The 21,423-nt window shown below is 32.3% G+C and carries 24 protein-coding genes; 2 read left to right on the forward strand and 22 right to left on the reverse strand.

Going from position 1 to position 21,423, the window contains the following annotated elements; genetic code table 11:
- Positions 1 to 24 precede the first annotated feature (24 nt).
- From AC1Q51_RS18265 to AC1Q51_RS18275, 3 genes are all read right to left on the reverse strand, one after another.
- A complete protein-coding gene (locus AC1Q51_RS18265) occupies positions 25 to 1,086 on the reverse strand; it encodes a dipeptide epimerase (protein WP_001038451.1) in 1,062 nt (353 codons plus the stop codon).
- A 174-nt stretch (positions 1,087 to 1,260) separates the two neighbouring features.
- Positions 1,261 to 1,587 carry a DUF3870 domain-containing protein gene (locus AC1Q51_RS18270; RefSeq protein ID WP_000271322.1) on the reverse strand — a complete coding sequence of 109 codons (327 nt, stop codon included), beginning with the start codon at positions 1,585 to 1,587 and terminating at the stop codon, positions 1,261 to 1,263.
- 258 nt (positions 1,588 to 1,845) lie between these two features.
- The gene (locus tag AC1Q51_RS18275) at positions 1,846 to 2,202 is read right to left on the reverse strand and encodes an FtsB family cell division protein (protein WP_001228736.1); all 357 of its coding nucleotides are present in this window, start codon (positions 2,200 to 2,202) and stop codon (positions 1,846 to 1,848) included.
- Between the two features lie 284 nt (positions 2,203 to 2,486).
- On the opposite strand from AC1Q51_RS18275, the gene AC1Q51_RS18280 reads away from it, so the two are divergent.
- Positions 2,487 to 3,413, forward strand: coding sequence for an aldo/keto reductase (locus AC1Q51_RS18280; protein WP_000559354.1), 927 nt, complete (start codon positions 2,487 to 2,489; stop codon positions 3,411 to 3,413).
- 19 nt (positions 3,414 to 3,432) lie between these two features.
- Here the strand turns inward: AC1Q51_RS18280 and AC1Q51_RS18285 are convergent, their stop codons facing one another.
- The 9 genes from AC1Q51_RS18285 to AC1Q51_RS18325 all read right to left on the reverse strand — a co-directional run bounded on the left by AC1Q51_RS18285 (position 3,433) and on the right by AC1Q51_RS18325 (position 12,119).
- Entirely contained in the window at positions 3,433 to 4,029 is a 597-nt protein-coding gene (locus tag AC1Q51_RS18285; protein ID WP_090977814.1) for a DJ-1/PfpI family protein, read from the reverse strand.
- Positions 4,026 to 4,517, reverse strand: coding sequence for an ankyrin repeat domain-containing protein (locus tag AC1Q51_RS18290; RefSeq protein WP_000400688.1), 492 nt, complete (start codon positions 4,515 to 4,517; stop codon positions 4,026 to 4,028). The genes AC1Q51_RS18285 and AC1Q51_RS18290 overlap by 4 nt, the downstream gene beginning before the upstream one ends.
- 536 nt (positions 4,518 to 5,053) lie before the next feature.
- Positions 5,054 to 5,284, reverse strand: coding sequence for a hypothetical protein (locus tag AC1Q51_RS18295; protein WP_000789030.1), 231 nt, complete (start codon positions 5,282 to 5,284; stop codon positions 5,054 to 5,056).
- Positions 5,285 to 5,552: 268 nt separating this feature from the next.
- Positions 5,553 to 5,816 (reverse strand): hypothetical protein, encoded by a 264-nt coding sequence (locus tag AC1Q51_RS18300; RefSeq protein ID WP_016081250.1) that lies wholly within the window; start codon positions 5,814 to 5,816, stop codon positions 5,553 to 5,555.
- A 204-nt stretch (positions 5,817 to 6,020) separates the two neighbouring features.
- The gene (locus AC1Q51_RS18305; protein WP_327641739.1) at positions 6,021 to 6,785 is read right to left on the reverse strand and encodes a class I SAM-dependent methyltransferase; all 765 of its coding nucleotides are present in this window, start codon (positions 6,783 to 6,785) and stop codon (positions 6,021 to 6,023) included.
- A 226-nt stretch (positions 6,786 to 7,011) separates the two neighbouring features.
- On the reverse strand, positions 7,012 to 8,751 hold the full coding sequence (locus AC1Q51_RS18310) for a Xaa-Pro dipeptidyl-peptidase (protein WP_090977808.1): 1,740 nt from the start codon (positions 8,749 to 8,751) through the stop codon (positions 7,012 to 7,014).
- A 320-nt stretch (positions 8,752 to 9,071) separates the two neighbouring features.
- Positions 9,072 to 9,914 (reverse strand): peptidylprolyl isomerase PrsA, encoded by an 843-nt coding sequence (locus tag AC1Q51_RS18315; RefSeq protein WP_090977806.1) that lies wholly within the window; start codon positions 9,912 to 9,914, stop codon positions 9,072 to 9,074.
- Positions 9,915 to 10,102: 188 nt separating this feature from the next.
- Positions 10,103 to 11,479 (reverse strand): sensor histidine kinase, encoded by a 1,377-nt coding sequence (locus AC1Q51_RS18320; protein WP_090977804.1) that lies wholly within the window; start codon positions 11,477 to 11,479, stop codon positions 10,103 to 10,105.
- Positions 11,472 to 12,119 carry a response regulator transcription factor gene (locus AC1Q51_RS18325; protein WP_000865979.1) on the reverse strand — a complete coding sequence of 216 codons (648 nt, stop codon included), beginning with the start codon at positions 12,117 to 12,119 and terminating at the stop codon, positions 11,472 to 11,474. Before AC1Q51_RS18325 ends, AC1Q51_RS18320 begins: the two co-directional genes overlap by 8 nt.
- 121 nt (positions 12,120 to 12,240) lie before the next feature.
- On the opposite strand from AC1Q51_RS18325, the gene AC1Q51_RS18330 reads away from it, so the two are divergent.
- Entirely contained in the window at positions 12,241 to 12,657 is a 417-nt protein-coding gene (locus AC1Q51_RS18330) for a hypothetical protein (RefSeq protein ID WP_000591776.1), read from the forward strand.
- A 174-nt stretch (positions 12,658 to 12,831) separates the two neighbouring features.
- Here the strand turns inward: AC1Q51_RS18330 and AC1Q51_RS18335 are convergent, their stop codons facing one another.
- The 10 genes from AC1Q51_RS18335 to AC1Q51_RS18380 form a co-directional block, all read right to left on the reverse strand.
- Positions 12,832 to 13,347, reverse strand: coding sequence for a GNAT family N-acetyltransferase (locus AC1Q51_RS18335; protein ID WP_139213297.1), 516 nt, complete (start codon positions 13,345 to 13,347; stop codon positions 12,832 to 12,834).
- Between the two features lie 33 nt (positions 13,348 to 13,380).
- Entirely contained in the window at positions 13,381 to 14,055 is a 675-nt protein-coding gene (locus AC1Q51_RS18340; RefSeq protein WP_090977798.1) for an HAD family hydrolase, read from the reverse strand.
- 19 nt (positions 14,056 to 14,074) lie between these two features.
- Positions 14,075 to 14,776, reverse strand: a complete 702-nt coding sequence (locus tag AC1Q51_RS18345; RefSeq protein ID WP_090977796.1) for a 5'-methylthioadenosine/adenosylhomocysteine nucleosidase — start codon at positions 14,774 to 14,776, stop codon at positions 14,075 to 14,077.
- A gap of 20 nt (positions 14,777 to 14,796) precedes the next feature.
- Positions 14,797 to 15,795: a phosphotransferase gene (locus AC1Q51_RS18350; RefSeq protein WP_090977794.1), complete on the reverse strand. Its 999-nt coding sequence runs from the start codon at positions 15,793 to 15,795 to the stop codon at positions 14,797 to 14,799.
- Between the two features lie 15 nt (positions 15,796 to 15,810).
- A complete protein-coding gene (locus AC1Q51_RS18355) occupies positions 15,811 to 16,563 on the reverse strand; it encodes a WecB/TagA/CpsF family glycosyltransferase (protein WP_000372649.1) in 753 nt (250 codons plus the stop codon).
- Positions 16,564 to 16,575: 12 nt separating this feature from the next.
- On the reverse strand, positions 16,576 to 18,159 hold the full coding sequence (locus tag AC1Q51_RS18360; RefSeq protein ID WP_492331634.1) for a M3 family metallopeptidase: 1,584 nt from the start codon (positions 18,157 to 18,159) through the stop codon (positions 16,576 to 16,578).
- A 290-nt stretch (positions 18,160 to 18,449) separates the two neighbouring features.
- Positions 18,450 to 19,310, reverse strand: a complete 861-nt coding sequence (locus AC1Q51_RS18365) for a DegV family protein (RefSeq protein ID WP_000538280.1) — start codon at positions 19,308 to 19,310, stop codon at positions 18,450 to 18,452.
- A 474-nt stretch (positions 19,311 to 19,784) separates the two neighbouring features.
- A complete protein-coding gene (locus AC1Q51_RS18370) occupies positions 19,785 to 20,237 on the reverse strand; it encodes a spore coat protein (RefSeq protein ID WP_000361677.1) in 453 nt (150 codons plus the stop codon).
- A 14-nt stretch (positions 20,238 to 20,251) separates the two neighbouring features.
- Positions 20,252 to 20,452, reverse strand: a complete 201-nt coding sequence (locus AC1Q51_RS18375; RefSeq protein ID WP_000342253.1) for a spore coat protein W — start codon at positions 20,450 to 20,452, stop codon at positions 20,252 to 20,254.
- 367 nt (positions 20,453 to 20,819) lie between these two features.
- Entirely contained in the window at positions 20,820 to 21,368 is a 549-nt protein-coding gene (locus AC1Q51_RS18380; RefSeq protein WP_072938750.1) for a spore coat protein, read from the reverse strand.
- Positions 21,369 to 21,423: the final 55 nt, after the last annotated feature.

Here is a 21,423-nt window from a genome sequence, read left to right on the forward strand (position 1 = left end):
AAAATAGTTTACTAGTCTCTTCTCCTAAGACTTACTATTCACTGTTGATTGAAGGTTTACCTTTGATCCAGAATAAGTCATTCCTTCTGGCTCTTCCATTAACCAAAGCGGTGCATCAAGATCAAAATAATGTATATTAGGATGTGCTGCCGCTAAATGTGCAACAGCGCTAACGGAAAGTGAAGATTCCATCATGCTTCCCACCATACACTTCACACCAGCCGTTTCTGCGATATCTGCAATACGCCATGCTTCACGTATGCCACCACATTTCATTAATTTAATATTAATTAAGTCTGCGTATCTTCCTTGAACGAGCTTTAATGCATCACTTGCTGAAAATATACTTTCATCGGCCATAATTGGCGTTTGCACACGATCTTTGACGTACTTTAACCCATCCCAATCTTTCGCGTGTACTGGTTGTTCAATAAATTCTATATTTAAATTACGATTTTCCATCTCTTGAATGATAGAGATCGCTTCTTTTGGACTCCAACCTTGATTCGCATCTAAACGTAATGTCGTATTTCTTGGTACCACATTTCGAATTGCCTCAATACGTTCCAAATCTAAATGCGCCTCTTTACCCACTTTAATCTTTAATGTTTGAAATCCTTTTTCTATATGTTTCTTCGCTTCTTTTGCCATTAATACAGGCTCATCCACACTCACTGTAATATCGGTATAAATTTCTTTCTTCCCGCCTAACAATGCATATAACGGCACATTTTGATATTGGCAATATACATCATATAAAGCGATATCTACCGCTGCTTTCGCACTTGAATTTCCAATACAACTCATTTGAATGCGCTGTAGTAACTGCTGAAACTGAATGATATCTTGACCAATTAAACATGAACGCATCGGTCCTAAAATCGCTTCTTCCATTCCACTGGTGAAATCACCCGTAATAACTGGCGTTGCGGCTGCAGCCCCCTTACCAATCACTCCTTCGTCTGTATGAATATAAACATCTATACTTTCAATTTCTGTTACAGTACGAAGTGCGGTTTTAAACGGTGTATGAAGTTTTATACGTCTACGATTTACTTTTACGTCTGTAATTTTCATTTTGTTCATCCTTTCGTTCTCCAATGAAGTGAAATCTTAATCCACCGGAAATTTATACCCACAGATTATTAGGTAAACCTATTGAGCATTTACTCTCCTATCTCTCTACTTTGCTTTTGATGTAGGACTTTAGTGGAATAAAAAAATCCAGCCATAAGAATGATTCTTACGGCTGGATTTTGTCTATGATTGAGTAGACAAAGCAGCAATCTGATTATATTTTTTCTGTGCATCTTTTAGCGCTACAAGTAACGCTTTTTGAGAAGAACCGAAATAACGGTTCTTCACTTCCATTACTAACGCTGGGTCATTTATATTTTTATGTAAAAATAAATATTTAACAAATTGAGATGTTAATGCAATTGTCGCTGAGCAATCTGCATCTACAATTTCCCCTGTATCCTTAACAAGAACAAATGCTACGAAATAGCTTTTAAACTTTTCAGTAATGGGATTATTTTGAGGTGCTTTCGCATCCCCTACGACATAAATTGTATTTGAAGCGTACACAGCTACCTTCCTTTCTTATACGAGGATAACGGGTTTCTTAATAGTCGTATGAGCGATGAACTCAACGTTGATTAAAAAATGTATCCGCTTATCTTGTATTATAATACAATTAACAGAATTTTAACAATATTTATTTCAGTGTATATTCCATAATTGTGAAAATATCTCAAACTCTTCATTTTTACAATATGTGATTGTTCCTTGTACCATGACATTTAAACATGAAAAAACAGTTAGCTATGGCTAACTGTTTTTTCATTACTTTGGCATCACAAATATAGTTTCATTTGACTTAGAAAATTGATACTCTTTTCTCGCAAACTTCAAAATTTCTTCTTCATCGTCTGTTAAATTTTCTATGTTAGTCTTTAAAGAACCTTTATCTTTCTTTAAAGATACTAATTGTTTCTTTTGATCCGTAATCATATCTTTCTTTTTATCAATTACTTCTTGTTGTTTCGTTAAAATATATTGAACGTACAGAGTAGTTGCCGCAATAAAAAGGACCATTAAAATAAGACGCCTTAACTTCTTTTTATTTATCTTACGCTTGTCACTAGGTTGTGATGATTGCTCTGGTATATTAGGAACATTTACTCGTTTGAGTTTCCTCATTCAAATCCCCCTAACCCATATTTTTCACTACCATCGGCACGTTTTCTTACTAAACTAAATTCTATTCTTATAAAATAAACTCCTTCACAAAAATATCCCATAAATTAACCAATTAAAGATAGCATTCGACGACATTTCCATATTTACATCGAAATTTTTTATGTATGCTGCTATAAAATAGTAGTTTCTGTAATTCTTTTTCTACTATTGTAGAAGAGTTTTTTCACACACAAAATTCTTACCTCACATATCCATGTTATAACATGCTTACAAGGAGGGGAAATATGCATTACCGCACATTAGGTAAAACTGGAATAACTGTTTCTGAAATAGGTTTTGGGGCATGGGCAATCGGTGGTGATGAATGGGGACCTGTTAACGATAAACAATCTATAACTGCTATAAAAAAAGCAATTGAGTGTGGTGTGAATTTTATTGATACTGCGGATGTGTATGGTTTAGGACATAGTGAAAAGTTGGTGGCTACCGCGATTAAAGGACATCGTAATGATATTATCCTATCAACGAAAGGTGGTTTAATCGGACACCACTACGACCCTAATGGAGTTCCTGTATATGATACTCCCGAAAAAATCATCGCCGTATTTGAAACAAGTTTACAACGTCTTCAAACAGATTATATTGATCTTTATTTTTGTCATATTTGGTGGCATAATCGTAGAGAAACAGAAGCATTTCTACGTGCATTTGACATATTAAAACGTGATGGAAAAGTAAGGGCAGTCGGTGTTTCGACTCATGATTTACAATACATTCATCATTTCAATAACAACAACGAAATTGATATCGTACAACTTGATTACAATATATTAAATCGAAAACCTGAAAAAGATATATTACCATTCTTACAAGAGAAAAATCTAGGAGCTATTATTCGTGGTCCATTAAAAATGGGCATTTTAACTGGAAAATTCACAAATAAAACAATTTTTCCAGATGGAGATTTACGCAAAGAATGGCCAAATGAAACTTGGTTTCAAGAAGACTTACAAACCGTAGAAAAACTTCGATTGCTCTCAAATAAAAATCAGACCCTAGGGCAACTTGCACTTCGCTATGTACTCTCTCATCCGGCAGTAAGTGTTGTAATTCCTGGTGCCAAAACCGGAATGCAAGCACAAGAAAATGCAAATGCATCTGTTCGCCCTATTTTGAGTGATGAAGAGCTTAACTATATTCATTCAATATAAAAAGCCCAATCCGGGCTTTTTAATTTGGCAAACTAATATCATACTCCATTCCCTTCGCTGTGTCCTCCGCAACATGCATGCCTAACAAGTTTTTCACAATATGAAATGCCATATTAATTCCAGCTGAAATTCCGGCAGATGTTATAATATGTCCTTCATCTACAAACTTTACATTTTCTATAACTTCAACATTTTGAAACTCATTTTTAAACTTTTCAATACTAGCCCAATGTGTTGTTGCTTTTAAACCTTCCAGTAAACCTGCTTTCGCCAGTAATACCGCTCCTGTACAAACTGAAGTCATCAGCTTTACTTCTTTCATTTGTTGGCGAATCCATTTTATTACTATTTCATTTTTTATTTCATATTCTCTAGCACCTAGCCCACCGGGAATTATTAAAATATCCACTGGTGGTAAATTTTCAATACTATAATCTGGCTGTACCTTCAATCCGTTCCTTGCTGTAATCATTTCCCCATTCTCGCTAACGGTATAAACAGTAAATGGTTTTTCTTCATTCACCTCAGTTACAGAAAAAACTTCAAATGGCCCTGCAAAGTCTAACACTTCTACTTCATTAAATAAAAATATACCAACACTCCATTTATTCATCATAAGTTCACTTCCTGTTTCAAATGATGTAATAGATGATCATATCCTTTTTCTAATGCAATATCATACGCTGTTTTCCCATCATATTTCTTTATCATCTTATTAGCTCCATTTTTAAGGAGTAACATAATTATTTCTTCATTTCCTAATAATGCCGCTTCGTGAAGTCCTGTCCAGCCACCACTTTGCATAATATTTACATCTGATCCTTTTTCAATTAAGAAAGCAACAAGTTCACTTTGCTTGTTCGCAATTGCTGCTTGCAAAGGCGTATTTTCATTTTCGTTTTTCGCTCTACTATGTATATCTGCACCGCTTTCTAAAAGAAAACTCGCTATTTCTTTCTGTCCAAAATAAGCTGCTAAATGAAGTGGTGTCCATCCATCTTCACTACATTCGTTAACAATACTTGGACTCGCCTTTATAAACTCCACTACTTTTTCCTTATGACCACTTAAAACAGCTTGTGCTATTGATTGTAAATGCTCCATAATAATCTCCTATCCTTCAAAATATTTAAGCATCCCCTTCTACATGTTCTATTAATTATTACATTTTCCTTTTAAAAACTTAAGTTTACATAATAATATTATAAATCACTTTTGTACTAAATGTTGAATAGCAATAATGTTAAAAATAATACCTTTAAACAATAAAGACTATGATTTCATTAGAGTTACTGAAAAAAGCAATTAAAAAAACTATACACATAGTTTTCATCATATTTGTTCAGTTGCATGAACTAAAACAGGTAATGTTTATTCTGCTATTCATGCTTTCAACATATCAAATAATATTATTCCAATAAAAAAAACAATCCATTTTTAAAATGGATTGTTTTTTTTATTTCTGTTTTATGCGGTTTATTTTATTTTAGTATTTTCAATGACGAAATAATTACACTTACAAAAATGAAATGCTACTATTTTAACCACTCTTATAGTAAGATTTTCGTTTGAAAACAAAAACACATTTTCGCCTTACGATTGAAAAAACATATGTAAAAGCTTCTAAAACAGCCGCCTTATCATATTAATCTATAGCAATTCTGTCTTCTTCCCTTACCTGTTTCCTTTAACACATACGATTTTAAAACTAGCGCCGTTAATGAATCTGTTAATGTTTTATATGATAAATTTGATAATGCCAATAGATCGTTCGTATATAACATTCTATGCTTCTCTAATAGTAATAGTACTAATCGTTCAGACGGTTTTAATGCCTCATCACTTTCTAGTATAAAGTCTATATTTTTCATTTCTCTAATTATTACTCCTTATATAAAAAAATACTTTAAGTGCTAATTTAATATAAAAATAATACACAACAAACTTTGAAATATATTAAAATAACATTACTTTAAGACACTATTATACTATAACATATAAAAAGCATTTGCCGAAATAGGAAATGCTTTTTATATTGCTTATATAATTCTTCAAAAACTACATTTAAAAACGGTTGGTCATTCTCTAAATATGAATGACTAACCGTTTTCCAGCTTCTTCTCAATTACATGTTTTACCTTAAATATTTCTTGCAATATGTGGCTTACTGTAATGACTTGTTCCACCGCCACCTACTACTACTTTACCGCCTTTTTCGAAAATTAATAATTTACTTGAACCATCTGCAAGAAGTACTATTACTTCAGCATTATTACTTGTTGCTACATAAATTACATAACCACTCTTTGATATACAAGTTTCCCAATTCGCATCAAATTCTGATCTTACTACACGATTTGAATACACTTGATTTTCAATTCTATCTTGTTCTATATTTTCCAAATTGATTCCTCCCACTTCACTAAAATAGCATTTATAGGAAAATAGCAGCCCTATATAAAATAGTAGCTGACTTTAACATAAATAGTATATGTAGTAAGTAGCAGAATGCTTGGACAATGAAAACCTAATAACATGTAAGCGATATACAATTAAAATAAGGCAATCGATATTATATCAATTGCCTTATTTTCATAGATAGTTCTTTTATTTCTCGTTTCGCACAGCTTCAAAAGTAATCATTTGATTTGCATTTGACGGTTCTTTTTCATAAACATATTCAGCAGAGCAAGTAATGTTAGAGAAACCTATACTTTCTAAAAGGAGTTTAAACTCTACTATTCCATACCAGCGCAGCGCAAAACGTTGTAACTCTGTTTGTACTAGCTGTCCTTTACTCCACTTTTCATATTTCAAATATGATACAGTAACTTGGTTCAGCCAATCTATTTCAATTGATTTATTTTCTAATGTGATTCCGTCTCCACTCGGCAAAGAAAAAGTCGATGTATGAATTTCCCCAGTCTTCCAGTCATGCGGAAGCATAATATCTACGATTAATCGTCCGCCTGGATTAAGATGTTCATAAAAACATTTCAATGCGTTTATAGAATCCACACGATTTTCAATTAAACAAAAAGATCCAGTAGGAATGATAATTGCCTCATATTTATGCGGAATTGAAAATTGTTGCAAGCTTCCTTCATACAAATTAGGATGTAAGCCTCTCTCTTTACACCGCTTACGGCAAGAATCAAGCATTTCAGGTGAATAATCTATCCCATCCACTTTAAAACCAGCCTCTAGAAGCGGAATGATGACACGCCCTGAACCTACTGCAGCTTCGAGAATTCTACCTCTACAATCTTTTAAACGTTCTTTGTAATACTCAATATCACCATTTAAAGAATAACCGACTGGTTTTGTGTAATCATACAGTTCCGTACAAAGTGTACTATAAAAACTAAACATTTATTTTCTCCTCCGTTTTTACGTACGGAAGATTCCAATTCAACTAATCTTCTCGTACCTCTAAATTTAATGCGCTTTCGAAAGAGCTGACTGTCATAATATATCACTCACTTTCCATAGAATATAATGATATTGTATTACATAACCTTCCAATTTGAAATATAAAATTAAAAATTCAGACTATAAAACAAAAAGCTTACTTTAGTAAGCTCTTTGGAAAAAATATTTATTTCACAATCGGCAATGTCACTTCACTTAATTTCACTGTAAGTTTCGTGCCCGCTTTCGGTCTAATTGTATAATCATAGTCGCTAGCAATTAAAACGACCCCTATTTGATGTCCAGCTTTAAAGACATAATCATCTGGCTGCATGTCCCATGTGAATGTATAATCTTTGCCCGGTTGAATCACTGTTGAATTTTCTATACTCTTTAAGTTTTGTGGATCCATCCAGCCTCGTGTTACGATTTCCGGCTTCGTTCCTCCATAGTCAACAAGTAATGCTGTTAAATTTGATACAGATCGATCAATATTTCCTGTAATTGAAATCTTTGGTGTACCACTTATGCGTGTATCTTTTTGCAGTACAGGCATTGTATATACTAATCGATTGGCTACTTCTAATTCTGGGTTTGCTACTAATTGATTTGATTTTATTTGTGCATCATCTACGAATGAGAAAACTTTATTAACCGATCCCATACTTAGTGGCAAATTGACTGATTTATTACTTAAATACATACGGATTTTTGAAGGTACAGCCGCTGGATCTGGCCAATTTTTTATCTTTTGCCACGATTTATTTTCTCTTTGCACATCAACCATTGGTTCATCCATAATTCCATTTTCAATTCCGTACAACCAATAATCTAACCATTTATTTTGTGTTTGCTGCCAGTTATTACTTGATGTCCCACCATGACCACCTTGGTGTAGCCACATTTTACGAGGAACATTATTTTCTCCGAGTGCATCCCACCATTGCGCGAACTGCTTCGTCTTAACATTCCAATCATTTAAACCATGAACAACAAATACGCTTGCTTTTACATTTTTAGCATCTTTTACATAATTGCGTTTATCCCAAAAATCATTATAATTACCTGTTTTTCGGTCTTGTCCAGCCGTTAACTCTTTTATAACTTGTCCGCAAACTTCAGGATTTTCCCTTGTCAGTACTGCTTCTGCCATATTATCTGTATCTTCTCCTTGATATCCGCCTGGCGCAATTACTGCACCATTTGCACGATAATAATCATACCAACTACTAATTGCTGCGATTGGAATAATTGTTTTTAAACCTTCAACTCCAGTAGTCGCAACAGCATTTGGTAGTGTACCATTATAAGAAACTCCAGTCATACCTACATTTCCTGTAGACCAATTTGCCTGAACTTCCTCACCCTGTTCTGTAAATGCTTTCGCGCGACCGTTTACCCAATCAATAACAGACTTTGTACCGAGTATTTCTTGTTCATCTCCAGTTGTAGGGCATCCATCTGATTTTCCAGTACCGATACTTTCGCCTAGAATAACTGCATAACCCCTTGGCACGTAATAGTTCCCATACGAACCAAGATTAACCGCTCCATACGGTTTTCCTTCATACGCATACAATTCTTCATCTACATTATATACAGGAACATCTTTTAATCCTGATCGATATGGACTCATTTCATAAATAACAGGAACCTTCACATTCGAATCTGTCTTTGGACGCATAACTTTTATCGATACTCTGTCTTTCTTACCGTCGCGATCACTATCAACTTCTGTCTCTACATATAAATTTTCGATAATGGCTTCATCGAGAGAATAAATCGGCTTTGTCATCCCATTTTCTAATTCAATTTTCGTATTTTTAGTCTCTTCTTTCTTCTCTGCATGCACATCCATAGTAAAGCTAGGTATAATTGTTGCAGATAGCATTGCTGACAGTGTAATTGCCATTTTCTTTTTACTCAAAATGTTCCCTCCCCTTATTCGTTCTCTTTTACTATATAACAAAATAACTGAAAATTCAGTTTTATTTTTATATAATAGTTGAGAAACTCAAAGATTTCTTATTAAGTAAAATTCAATACAGGTGTGAAAGTATTTTCCCACTCCCAGCTTCTATATAAAGTGAGCCCTCACCAATCGGGCGTTTACGGGCAGCGGGGCCCCACCTAACTTCTTTGCTTCCGCTGAATTTTGAGTTTTGGGGTCTTACTGCCCGGCAAATAGCCGGAAAAATAGAGAAAAAGACAACCGATATTTCTATCGATTGTCTTACATTCCATTTATTATTTTTCTAACTCTTTAAAGGTATCTTTCAAGTCTTTATCAGATACTTTTATATCTGCATTTTTAAGCAGATCTCTAGTAACTTGTTGATGGAATTGAGGATCTTGTATACGTTGCTGTTCTAATTCTTTACGAATATTCTCTTTCTCTTCCTCATATGGTTTAAGCTCTTTTTTATCCGTTAGCTTAATAATATGATATCCGAAAGAAGATTTAACAGGTTCACTCAATTGACCAACTTCTAGCTTATATGCAGCATCCTCAAATTCTTTCACCATCATACCTGGTCCAAATTCAGATAGTTCTCCACCTTTTTCTTTAGAACCTGGATCCTCTGAGTATTGTTTAGCCAATGCCGCGAAATCTTCGCCACTATTTAATTTTTCTTTAATTTCTTTTGCTGTCTTTTCATCTTTCACTAAAATATGGCTAACTTGAAGCTTTGGCTTATAGTAATCTTTAATATCTTTTTCCGTTACGGTTGCTTTAATAGCTTTTTCAAAAGCGAAAGTAAGCTTTAATTTCTCTTTCAACTGATCTTCATTTTTCACACCATTAGATTCCATATATGTATTAAAATTATCGCCCATCTTGTCTTTTAATTCTTTCAGTTGTTTCGTTACCTCTTCATCCGTAACTTTATATTTATCATTTAATACTTTCTCTACTACCATTTCAGATAAATTCTGTTTACCATAGTTTTCTTTTAATTTTTTGTTAAAATCACTTTCTGAAATGCTTCCTGATTTTGTAGTTACAATATTATCTGATGAACCACATGCAGATAAAGATAACGTCATCCCCATTAAAATGCTACCAATTACTAATTTCTTTCTTTTCAAATCCGAATACCTCACTTCATTAAATTCAAATGTAACTATGTAAATATAACGTTTCCCTGTGAACTTCACGTGAATTTAATGAAAGTAGAACATTTGCTAATTCTCCATTTAATACATCAATTTTGAAAATTATGTTGATTCATCCTGTATCGCTAACCTCTAAAGCTGCAAAAAGGACTAAATTTTCATTAGTCCTTTTTCACATTTATATAAAATTGAATTTCCCCATTTATAGAGGAAACTCCATATTCAAAACCATGTCTTTCTAAAATACTTTTCACTATCGCTAGTCCTAATCCTGTACCTGATTTTTCTTTACTACGAGAAGATTCTAGTACGTAAAAAGGCTCCCAAATTTTCTCGATATCTTTAATTTTATCCGTATGAATGCCATTTTTTATTTGAAAATATATACTTTTATTTCTATCTTCTAAAGTAATTATTATGCTTTGATTTGCTGTATATTTTATTGCATTAGAAATTAAATTTTGAAATACCATTCTCATTTTATTTAAATCTGCATAAACGCTTGTATCACCCGTATTACAGTTTACTTGTAAGTCAATTGCTTTCGAATCCAGGTCAATCTGATGCTTATCTAATATACTCTGGACCAGTGGTTCAATGGGGAATTCTTCTTTTTGTACAATATCTCTTTCTAGTTTAGAAAATCGTAATAGTTCTTCAATTAAGTTTGATATTTGATCTGTTTGTTTAATAATTGTATCTACGTAAGTCCCATCATCTAATCCATCTTTAATCCCCATAGAGTATGCTTTTACTAATGCAATCGGTGTCTTTAATTCATGCGTTACATCACCCATAAATCGTTTTAAATGTTCATTACGATCAGTTAAGTCTTGATGTGCTTCATGTAGTTTTTCACTCATGATATTAATACTATTGGCCAACTCTCCTATTTCATCATTCGTTTTCACTTTCGTTCTTTTAAACTGCAAATGTGAAATATCCTGAGCCACATCACTTAGCTCCTTCAGTGGCGTCGTTATTATTTTTGAAAGTATCCACACAAGTAAAATAATAAGAAGGAGCGAGAAACATACGATGTATAAGTAAAATGTATTTAACGTATTTATAATTTCATTTGAATTCGCAATGGAAGTCCCAATTAAAATTATCGTATCATCTTTCGCAATATATTTAGCAAAAAAACTCGCTTTTACCTTTCCTTGATCGTACAGTTTATTCGATTGCCCTTCCGTCTTCACTTTCATAACTTCGTCTTTCGTAATCCAAAGCTTATTTAAAGTTACTTTCTTTTTCGTAAGTTGCATGCGTAACGCTTCGTTCATAGCATCTTCTGACTGATTAATTGGCGTATACGCAATTGTAACGTTGTTTTCACTTTCAATTGTATGAATAACATCCTCTATATTTTCCACTGTTGTATTTTGTATTTGTGTTGTAAATTTATTTAAGTTTTCACGTGTTTTATAAATATTATAGTTCGGTAAGAGATTGTTAATGAATAATAATGAAATCATAAAGATGAGAATAACAGTTGCAGAAATACTTAAAAATAACTTTTTCCCAAGTTTATTCACTTTGTTCCTCCAAACTATAGCCCAACCCGCGATGCGTCTTAATAATATTTTCTCCAATTTTTTTACGCAGCCTTCTTACATGTGTATCAACCGTTCTCTCTTCTCCAAAATAGTCAAATCCCCATACAATATCTAGCAATTTTTTACGAGTTAAAATCGTTCCTTTATGATTTAAAAAGCATTTTATTAATTCGAGCTCTGTTTTTGTAATTTCTAACTCTATATCATTTTTATATACTTTATTTTTGGCGAAATTTATCTTTACATCTTGTACTTGAATAATATCATCATGCTGAATAAGTTTTTTCGCTCGCGTAATTAGTACTCCTGGATGAAATGGTTTTTTCACGTACTCATCTGCCCCGCTTTGAAGCGCAGCTAATTCATCTTCGCTTTCACTTTTCGCCGTAAGCATTAATACTTTTACGCTTGAATTCTTTTTTATTTCCTGACAGACAGTAATACCACTATGTTTTGGCATCATCCAATCCAAAATAGCTAAATCAATTTTTTCATCATAAAATATTTGAAGTGCTTCCTCTCCGTCTTTTGCTAATAAAACTTCGAAGCCTTCTTTTTCAAAATAAGCTTTTAAAATTCTTAACATATCTTGTTCGTCATCTGCAATTAAAACTTTCATATTTTTTCCTCCATTGCTTTTAAACAAAAACCAATTGTATCATACAACATCTTTGTTACATGAATGTGACAGAAAAATATTTAAAGCTTTTGAGGGGATAGTAATGGTGAGGTGTTGTATTATGATAAAAAAAATCGGGGTCATTTCTCTTCTTTTATTTCTATTATCAACAAATGCATTAGCAAATACAAATCAACAAATTGAAGTGTTTGATTGTCAAAAAGAAATGGTCATTCAAAAACAATCTTTAGATCCAATAGTCCAAAAAGAAGCAGTTCAATACGCTAAAGCAATTACTGGTCCATTTAAAAACTTAAATGTCGTTCCAAAAGATGGCTATATGATAAAAATCCCATTATCTAAGCCGGTTTCTATTACTAATCAATGGTTACACACTACAATAGACGAAGTACTTATACTGCTCCCACTAAATGAAAAGCCTTATATTATGCTTTATGATGATGAAAATAATCCGCATTTTTATTATGTAAAAGGTAAACCAGGATTATTATTGAAACAAATGAACGTTAAAACGTAATTGACTGAAAAGGAGTCACCTTATAAGCTAAATTTTAAAAGCTAAGGTGCTCTTTTTTATAATAACAATTTAGTAAATGAAATTATAAAAGTTGTTTTTTAATATAAGGATCGCAACTTCATATATCAGCGATTTTTAAGATATATCGATTTACCAACTAAAATACCTGTCCGTCTATTCTTTTGGTAGCCACCTCGATAATACTTTGTAGTGACTAGATCCCTTATATAATCCCTCTTTTACAAATCCATTTGCAGTATAAAACGCATCTCCTTGCTTCGTGTCAGCATATAATACAATCACTTCAAAATACTTTTCCGCATGACATAATAGTTGGTTTAATAATAAGTTCCCTAACCCTATACGCCGAAAATCCTTTGAAATATAAAATCTCCTTAACCGCCCAATCTTATTGTCTTTTGTGTACGGATCCTCATTTAAACCTCCAACTCCAATTAACATATCACCTCGGAAAACACCATATAAACATTCTCCAGTTTTATTGAATACATTTATTTTGTTTTTATATTCATTTATTATCCTTATAAGGAAATTAAAACCTTCTTCTTCACTCTCTTGAACGAGATGACTGAATTCATATTCCATTAAATTTTCTATTTGTTGAATATGTATATCTTTCAAGTCCATTCCCCCTAAGTACGAAAATATATAAAAATGCTCGAGAATCATTTATTCTGAGCATTTTTATGGTTGTTACTTTATTTAATTCATAGCGTGCGTATTCTTCACTTCAGATAATATTCCCTTCAACCCCATTAAATCATCTATTACTATATCAGCCTGAGCAAGTTCATCTTCTTGCGCAAAATCAAAACTGCACCCAATTGCCAGTAAACGGTTGTCTTTCGCTGCATTTATATCAGATAGCCGGTCACCAACTACGGCTGCCTCTTTTATATCATATTTGTTCATAATACTTTTAACTAAGTCACCTTTATTTAGCGATTGTATTTGTTCAATACTAAACGTTTCAGTCACCCACTTGTCTAAAGCATAATAAGTTACGATTGCTCGTAAATATTCTTTCAAACCATTACTAGCAATGTAAATGGAACAATTATTTTCTTTTATATATGTAAATATTTCTTTTACATTTGGATATAAAGCGCCTTTTCCGCTTTTTATGTTTTCAATAAGTCTATCTAAAAAATATGCATCTGTTTGTTCTCTTATTTCAATAGAATGGTCTGGTAATAAAGCTTCCCAAACTTTCGGTAACGGCACACCCATAATTTCTCTATATTTATCAATTGGTGTTACTGTATCCCATAATTGTAATGATCTTAAGTGATTAAAAGTATCATCTAAAGATAATTCTAAAATTTTATCTGTTTGAAATAACGTTCCGTCCATATCAAAAATTAATGCTTGTAACATCTCATTCTCTCCTTTTGAACTATAGTACAGTTTTACTCTTTATATTTTTAAGCATCTCAATAATAATTTCTGAGCAATAATTCGCAGCAGTTTGCGCGAAGTCATCATAAGAAATTTGAGCTTCATCATCTGCGCTGTCAGAAATACATCTTATAATGAGAAACGGTATATCATTTATATAGGCAACATGTCCAATTGCTGCCCCTTCCATTTCTGTACAATGAGGTGCGTATTCGTCTATTAATTTCGCCTTTAACTTTGAATCTTCAACAAAACATTCACCGCTGACAATTCTTCCTTCATGAACTGCAATCTGTAAACTACTACTAATACAAGCTTTACGTGCTAACTCTACCAATTCCTTACTTGCAATAAATTCCTCTTGGAACGGAAATAAGTTTTTCATTTGAGTTTTACTTACATCATGATGAGTAACATTCGTTGAAATAACTATATCGCCGACTTTTACATCTGAATGTAATCCGCCAGCAACGCCCGTATTAATGATAGAGTCTACATCAAATTTATGAATTAATGTTTGCGCGCATGCAGCTGCATTTACTTTCCCTACACCAGAACGTGTAATAATTACTTCTATTCCCATGAATTCTCCAATATAAAAAGGCATTCCCGCTATTGTCTGTTCCTCTTGTATAACTAGTTTTTCTAAAAGTAAATCTATTTCAATTTGCATTGCTCCAATAATGCCGATTCTGTTCATGTATGTAGTCTCCTCTTTATTTATAAGTCGGCCAATATATTATGTAATACACCATAATTTTCAGCTATCCAATTCATTTCATCTGCAAAGCGTGAAGGTGGTACACTATGCTGATCCATATTGGCATGGATCCACCAAGTACTCTCCATGTACCAAAGCATTTGAATTGCCTGAACAATATTCCCTACTGGAAAGTCTACTTCATTGCGGTACCCTTCTAAAAATGATGCAACAAGACTCTTATTTAATACTCCGTCACTTAATGCGCACGATATAACTACACGGCCAATATCTAACTCTACATAATCGTAATCCATGCGATCAAAATCAAGAATCGCTGATACTTTATCATTATGAAACAAGAAATTATCTACCCATAAATCACGGTGCACCCATCCCCGTTGGCTATTATGAAATTGTTCTGTATTTACCAATTGTGTTGCTTCTTGCTGTAATTTTATATAAGGGAGAATGTGCTCTTTTCCTAGCTTCTCTACTTCTCTCATTTTTTCTTCCCAATGTTTCAATCTCGCCTCTTTAGTAGGTGGAACAAATTTAGGATTTTCTCCTTTTATTAAAGAGCCATCATTTAACAAGTTATGCATATAACCTATCGTCTGACCAAGAGAGTGAATTTCCTTTTGATTCACTTTTCCTGGTGAAACTAAGCTACCTTCCTTATGTTCTAATACTATAAATCTTTCATCACTTTTTGATATATGCATTACATTATTTTTATAAATTAATACCCTTGGACAACTTACACCATTATTATGTAATCTTTGCTGTTGTTGTAATGCTTGTATTAAAAGGGCTGAGTTATACATTTTGTACCGTTCTTGATTATATTGCTTTAATACAAAATCCCCTGCATCCGTTTCGAGTTTCCACTTCAAATTTAGCCAACCACGGTGAATAGGTATTGCATTTCGAATTTTAAATTCAAATAAAGTTTCACATTCTACTTTCAGCTCTTGAAAAATCATTGTAGCTTTTTCATTAGATAACGGCTCTATCATCTTACTTATCCTTTCTTAGCTTGGCATTCCTTTCACTCTCTCTAACATAACCGACAATAAAAATTTCGGAAGTACAAGTTGCCTCTTCAATCTTTTCGGCTGTGAGAGTAACCTATACAGCCATTCAGTTCCAGTATCCCTCATCATTTTCGGTGCTCTTTTTACAGTACCAGATATTATATCAATCATGCCTCCGATGCCAATAGATAGCGGAACGTTTAATGTTTGTATGTTTTCATAGATGAACTCTTCTTGTTTTGGTGAACCTAGTCCTACGAGTAGTAAATGGGGCTTGAATTGCTTAATTTTTATTTTTATTTTTTCTATTTCTTCACCATTTACAAATCCATGCTGTCCTTTAAACTGTGCTCCTGGGAACTGCTCATTTAATTTTTCTAATGCCTTTTTATTACTTTCTGGAGCGGCTCCAAAAAGAAAGACACGATATTCATTGTCGTTACAATATTTTATTAAATCGTGAGTTAAATCCGCCCCAGTAACACGTTCTTTCAAAGTTCCTTTTAATATTTTCGAGCCAATTATGACACCAATCCCGTCCGCTGTTATTAAATCCGCAGATAGTAACATCTTTTTAAACTGCTTTGATTTTTCCGTATTTTCCTTTGCAGACATAACAATTTCAGGATTTGCAGTTACTACAAACCTTGGTTTCTCTTGTTGTTCATGTATCCAACCTTTTAATAAACTTATAGCTTTTGCATATTCTAAAGTTGAAAAAGGTATACCTTTTATAAACTGTTGATCCACTATACTCTCCCCTTACATAAGCTGCAAATATTCATCAATGTCTTTAGAAATTTGAATAAAAGCCTTATTCCAAAATTCATAATTTCTTATATCTATTTCAAAATATTTTTTCATAAGCTCCTCTACTGGAGCCTTTCCTGTTTCTCTTAAAAACTCTTTATATTTCGGATGAAAAGTACTTTTACTTTCTTGAGCTATTTCTAATAAACTAAAACTTACTAAATATCCAAATGTGTATGGATAATTGTAAAAAGGAACATCTGCTATATAAAATTGAATATATTTCATCCATACAAACGGCTGGTATTCACTTAAAGAATTTCCATATGCTTCTTTTTGTGCCATTATAGATAATTTCTCAATTTCATCAGCACTTAATGGACCCTCTTTACATTTTTCATAAAGTGTTTTTTCAAACTGATACGATGCTCGTATTGCCATTACATAATTAAAACTATTTCTTATTTTCCAGCTAAGCAATGCCTTTTTCATATCTTTACTATCAGTTGTTTCAATTAGATAATTTAAGAGTACCGTTTCAAAGAAAATAGATGCTGATTCAGCCGTACTCATCGGCAAATAATCATCTAAAAAAGATGTAGATTGTTCAAAACTCATATTATAAAAATGCCAAGCATGTCCTAATTCATGAGCGAGCACTCTTACACTATCTATACTCCCATCATAACGCATGGAGATTCTCGATTCTTTCTCACTGAAAAATGGAGCACAAAACCCACCTGGTAGTTTATTCTCTCTCGGTTCAGCATCTATCCATCCACTTTCTATCGCATTACGTGCAAATACTGCTAATTCTTCATCAATATTCTTACATGCATCATAAACGTTTTGTACTGCTACTGAAAAAGGAATAGTAACCTCATTACTTTCCTTTACTGTCATAAGTTCATGCCATGTAATCGAAGCTTTCCCTTTCTTATACACGTTTAAAGCACTTACTAATTTATCAAGGTTTTCTTCTGTCACATTCCACATTTGTAATAATACAGTTTCTGAAATGCCATTCGCATGAAAAGATTGTGCTAAAATCTCTCTATCTTCTATTTCATTACTCTTTATATTACGCAATCTCCCTATTTGATTTAATACGGTAGCAAAGATTTCTTTTTCCTTATGTAAAGTACTTGTAAGTAACTCGAATACTTCTAATCTTTCCTTTTCATTATCACTATTCATTGCAATGTTATTTGCTTGTCCAAATGATAATTGTTTGTTATTGTGCGCTATTTCTATCCTATCCCGTAATTGTATGTACATATTTTCCCACGCATTAAGTTCATCTTTTATTAACTTAGTATTATCTGAAGTTTCCACTTCATTATGTTTTATTACTTGCTGTACTTCACTTTTTAGTTCCTTCACTTTCACAGTCAATTTAGTAAGGTCAGATGAAACACTTTCTTCAACCGATTGACAGTACAAATAGTATTCTGCTTTTTCAATAACTTGTATAAGCTTTGAAAGAATCTCTACATCTTTTGTTACAAAATATTGCTCTTTCAACTCCAAAATCGGAAATAGAATATCCTCATTCAAATACAGTCGATTTAAATCCCATCTAGCAATTTCTTGCATTTTTATAGCCGCCTCCTATTTTTACAAATAGTTACAGATATTTCTCCCTACACAATTATATATGAAATGACAAAATTTCGATATCATTAAATATTCAGATTCCTATAAATACATTCTTATTTATACTCTTTTCTTCTACCATTAAGTATCATTCCACATATAAAAAATACTCCCTCTACAAGATTGCATTTGATATAGGAAAACTTCAAAGGTTTTATCTTCATCAATACCATAACGACCGATTATCACAGATTAAAAAATAAAAAAGGATTGATCAAAAGATCAATCCTTTACTCTACTTCATTTAAGAAAAATAACGTTATAACGCCAGGTCCTGTATGTGCTCCGATTGCTGCACCAATTGTATTTACGATAAATACTTCACAGCCAAATCTTTCCGTAATTAATGCTTTTAATGCTTCAGCTGTTTCTAAATCGTCACCGTGAGTCATACCGATTGTTTGACCTTTAAGGTCTTTACCACGCTCTTCCATAATATCAACAATACGGCTTAATACTTTCTTTTTTCCTCGTACCTTTTCAAGTGGTACAAGTTTTCCTTCTTCCACGTTTAAGATCGGCTTAATGTTTAGTAAACCACCGATAAAACCAGCTACTTTACTTAAACGTCCACCTCTAACAAGGTACTGTAAGTCAGCTACAGTGAAGATGTGCTCCATATGGTTCATTAGAAAAGCGACACGGTTTAAAATATCTTCTTTTGATGCGCCATCTTTTGCCATTTTAGCAGCTTCTAAAACGACAAGACCTTGACCAAGCGAAGCACATTTCGTATCAATAATTTCTAAATCTAAATCTACATATGTTTCTTTTACTTCCTCTTTAATGACAACTGATGATTGATATGTACCAGACAGTTCAGATGAAAAAGCTAAATATATACAAGGATTACCTTCTTTTGCATAAGAAACAAATTTTTCTTGGAAAGTTTCAAGTGAAGGCAATGACGTTCTATAAACAGCGCCTTCTCTCATTTTTTGCAATAATGTAACTGACTCTAATGTTACTCCATCTAAATACTCTGTTTCTGCTTCATCATATACACGGAGTGGAATTAAATCAATATCATATGCTTGCAGCAATTCTACTGGTAAATCCGCCGCACTATCCGTAATGATTTTAACACCCATTTTTAAACCTCTATTCTGTTATAAATATAAAATAATAAAATAAAAATAGTACTTTTAAATTATATACGTAAAACTTAAATGAAGAAAGGAAAACACTTTATATTGTATGCACTATTCTTCAAAACTTGAACTATTAATGAAAATGATTCTATTTTAAACACCTTTTTCTTATTATTTTTCTATAACACGAATAATTTTATAAGTATTTTGTATCATTATATTTTGATTCTTTATCTTAATATAATCTTTTCAAATTCATACTGTTTAAAATTTAAAAGCCAAATCCAATAAAGGAAATGGCTTTTAAATTTTCATAAAATAACCAAAATTTATTTTCCATCACATTGTTCTCATTATTATTTTGGCGATGTTAAATATTAGTCCAGTTATGATTAATATTTATAGCCTGTACTATAATTAAAACAGTGAATATTCACCTGTAAGAATCACTAGATAAAAAACAAGTTAAACATTTTATAAAATATTTAATTTTACTAGTAAAGCTAATAAAATTTGGAGAAGAATTTGAACATTTACTGCTATGTCTGTATCCGTAGTCGTAACTGTAACATTTCTAGAATTTCTAATAACAGTTTCTTGTTTATTAATTTGTTTAATAGATGATTTTTGAAACAATTCTTGTGCTACACGGTCAGCTTTTTCACTGTCTGCTATAGAAACACTTATTATAACCACAATAGCTGCTTGTAATGCTGCTTGAATAGATAAAGCAGCTTTTGTATCTGTAGTAGTAACTTCTACATCTGCTGAATCTACAATTGTAATAGATTCTTCAGAAATTTGGTACGTTTTACTTTCTTGCGCAGCTGCTTCTGAAACGCTAGCATTTTTAAAAGACGGATGAGGATTTGAGGAATCTAATGCACTCCACTTTTTATTTTCATCTGAATGACATGTTTTGTCCATACGTTCACCCCCTTTCAATCTAAATAATTATTAACTTGTGATTGTATTTCAGAAACAATACTTTTAATTTGCTGCTTTTTTTCTGGTGATAAATTTTTTAGTTTTTCTTCATTGATTCCATGCCTATTAAAAATATCTGAGAGTAAAAGGTCTATAATTATATTCTTTTGATCCTTATCAAACTTAAAGGAAGAAAATTTATTTAAATCATCCATTTACAATGTTCACTCCTATCAGTTTCCTATAAAAATTTCAAATAACTACCAGCATTATATGCATTTAAATAAAAATTGCTTGGACAAGTAACTTAATCTTCTATTTTCACTTCTTTTTACTAATAAAATCAAAAAGCTGTCTTCTAATAAGAAGACAGCCTTCCTTTACTTCACATATATAAGTTTTATTCAATGTTAAATTATAAGTTCACCTTTGTTATTGTGTAGTTTTCCACACTTAATTTCCCATTAATCTTGAATATTAATTCAGTCATAATGAGAAGTCCAAGCTTGTACCACATATTACAACAAAAAAATATTTACTTAGAGTGAACCCTTATAGCTAAATATAAATGGGATAGACACTTTATAAAATATTTAATTTAACTAGTAACGCTAATAAAATTTGAAGGAGAATTTGAATATTCACTGCAATATCTGTATCAGTAGTTGTTACGGTTACGTTTCTGGAATTTTTAATAAATGTTTTTTGTCTATTAATTTGTTTAATAGATGATTTTTGAAACAATTCTTGTGTTATTTTATCTGCCTTTTCACTATCTGCTATAGAAATACTTACCACAACCACAATAGCTGCTTGTAATGCAGCTTGGATAGATAGCGCAGCTTTTGTATCTGTAGTAGTAACTTGTACATCTGCTGAATCTACTATTTCAATATATTCCTCAGAAATTTGATCGATTTCATCTGTTTGTATAGCTTTTTCTAAAAAATTTGCATTTTTACTAAATGAATAATAATTTAATGATTCGCAATCTTCTTTTTTTGATTCACAGTCCTCTTTTTTTGGCTCACAATCCTCTTTTTTTGGCTCAGGAACTCGTTTTTTCGGCTCAAACTCCCGGTTTAATGGATCCCGATTTTTCTTTCGTCTACAAACTTCACATTCACACATAAAATCACCCCTTTTAGTCTTAAAAATTAGCAATATTAAAATATTGACTAACTAA

The organism is Bacillus sp. MT94, from assembly GCF_058792475.1.